The sequence below is a fragment of the Aestuariivirga sp. genome (genome assembly GCF_037139295.1).
GTDB lineage: Bacteria > Pseudomonadota > Alphaproteobacteria > Rhizobiales > Aestuariivirgaceae > Aestuariivirga.
Window position 1 is genome coordinate 1 of sequence record NZ_JBAXGR010000253.1, and the last position, 2,395, is coordinate 2,395.

The window sequence follows — 2,395 nt, forward strand, 5'->3', positions numbered from 1 at the left end:
GCGCTACCGGCGAGCCGAGATCCACGCCGACATCGAATGTCTCCGATGCCGTGAAGGCTCCGGGAACGGTGCGCTCGACCGTGACCTTGGCGACCTCCTTGCCATCCACGGAGATGGTCACGCCGGCTGGTGAAAGCCGCTTCGGCGACCGGAACTTCGTCACCACTTCGATCTTGTGCTTGCCGCCCGGAATGGGGGCTGCCGAGCGGGCCTCATAGTTCTCGATGATCATCATGTTGTAGTCGTAGACGAGCGTTCCCTTGTCCATGTAGAGCGTCAGGCCGCCGGACGCTCCACCGAGCGCATAGAGAACGCCCGAGGCGCCGTCGCCGAACTCGGCATAGATGGTCACATGGGTGTTTTCACGGCCCAGTCCCGGTGCCGTGAACTCTGGCATGCGCGTAGTGGTCTCGTCGAAGGTCCAGCTGGTGTAAGGGGTCTTGATGCGATCCTCTGGGTGCTGTCGCAACCAGTTTCCGGCCCCGATGGGGAACACCTTGTTATCCTTGGCGACCTCGAGGAAGCGCGCCTTCATCGCTGCAAGTCTGTCCGGATCAGAAGCGGAAACGTCTGTCGACTGCGAAAAGTCCTTCGACAGGTCGTAAAGGTTCCAGGCGTCCGTGTCCGGATCCCACTTCGCATTGAACGGCAGTGACGCCTGCCACGGGATGAAGGGACCGAAGGCCGAGGCCATCCAACCGTCCTTGTAGAGGGCGCGGCTGCCGCTGTTTTCGAAGTATTGCTCGGTCTTGCGATCCTTCGCACCGGCATCGTTGAAACTGTACTCCATGCTGACGCCATCGATCGGGTCCTGAGCTTGGCCATTCACCTCCTGCGGCGGTGTGATGCCGAGCACCTCGTAGATCGTGGGGGTGATGTCGTTCACATGGTGGAACTGCGCGCGTGGCCGTTTGTCGGGCGTGATCTTGGCGGGCCATGACACGACGAGCGGGTTGCGGGTGCCGCCGAAATACGCGGCAACCAGCTTGGTGGCCTGGAAGGGTGTGGAACCTGCCCAAGCCCAGCCGGCATGGTACATGTTGTCCATCTTGGGACCGCCCAGCTCCTTAATGCCGCCAAGCTTGTTCATGGCGGCCATGTGCTGCTCGACGGTGTTGGGAATGCCGTTCTGGGCCAGCAACTCGCTGATCGAGCCGGCCTGACCCTCGGCACTCGCGCCGTTGTCGCCGAACACATAGAAGACGAGGGTGTTGTCGCGGAGGCCCATCTTGTCCAGCTCGGCGATCACCCGTCCGGCCTCGAAGTCGGCATGCTCGGTGAAGCCGGCGAACACCTCCATGAGCCTCTCCTGGAAGGGTCGTTCGCTGTCGGGGATGCTGTCCCAGCTCGCCAACGTGTCAGGGCGAGGCGTCAACTTGGTGTCTTCTGGAATCCAGCCCAGCGCCTTCTGGCGGGCGAAGATCTGCTCGCGCAGCACGTCCCAGCCCTGGTCGAACTTGGCTTTGTACTTGTCGGCCCATTCGGGGAAGATGTGGTGCGGCCCATGGGATGCGCCCGGTGCCCAGTACATCAGGAAGGGCTTGTCTGGCGCGTAGGCCTGGTGTTTGTGCAGCCAGGTAATTGCGTGGTTGGCCAAGTCGGTGGTCAGGTGATACTGGGGATCGTGAGGCGGCTCGACCGTGTTGGTGTTCTCAATTAGCCGAGGCTCCCACTGCGAAGTTTCGCCGGCGAGGAAGCCATAGAAATACTCGAAGCCGTATCCCGTGGGCCAACGGTCGAACGGACCCATGGCAGTTGTCTCAGTGGCGGGCGTGTTGTGCCACTTGCCGAAGGCTGCGGTGCTGTAGCCGTAGTCCTTGAGAACTTCCGCCACAGTGGCAGAGGTCTTGGGTATGACACCCACATAGCCATCCCAATCCACCGCACGTTCGGCGATGGTGCCCGAGCCGACGCGGTGCTGGTTGCGCCCCGTCAGCAGGGCCGCGCGGGTTGGCGAACAGATCGCCGCGGTGGTGAAGGTGTTGTAGGAAATCCCCTCTCCTGCAAGCTTGCTGAGAGTGGGTGTGTGAACGAAGCCGCCGAAGGTGTCCGGCACGCCATAGCCCACATCATCCATCAGCACGATGAGGATGTTAGGGGCATTGGGAGCTAGGTGCTTCACATCGACCCGGCGCTTGTGCGTCGACTCTTTCAGCGTCGGCCCAGCAATACTGGCCGACGGCACTGGCTGAAATGGTAACACGGAGCCATCGTTTGCGGCGTACGCGAAACGTTCGGGTAGTATTTGCGCAATCCAGATTAGGCAGAAAATCTGGAAGAACTTCGCAGGGGTCGCAGTGCTCCGACTAATTCTCATGATGTCATCCTCCGATGGCGGCGCAGACCAGATCGACTCCGCCGCATCAATGCTGATTATTTACCCGCCACATAGAGA

The 2,395-nt window shown here is 61.2% G+C and carries 1 protein-coding gene; it reads right to left on the bottom strand.

Annotated features, from left to right (window positions below; genetic code table 11):
• On the bottom strand, positions 1–2,317 hold a 2,317-nt coding region (locus WCJ41_RS21570; RefSeq protein WP_336907895.1), incomplete at its 3' end, for an arylsulfatase.
• Between the last annotated feature and the right edge of the window lie 78 nt (positions 2,318–2,395).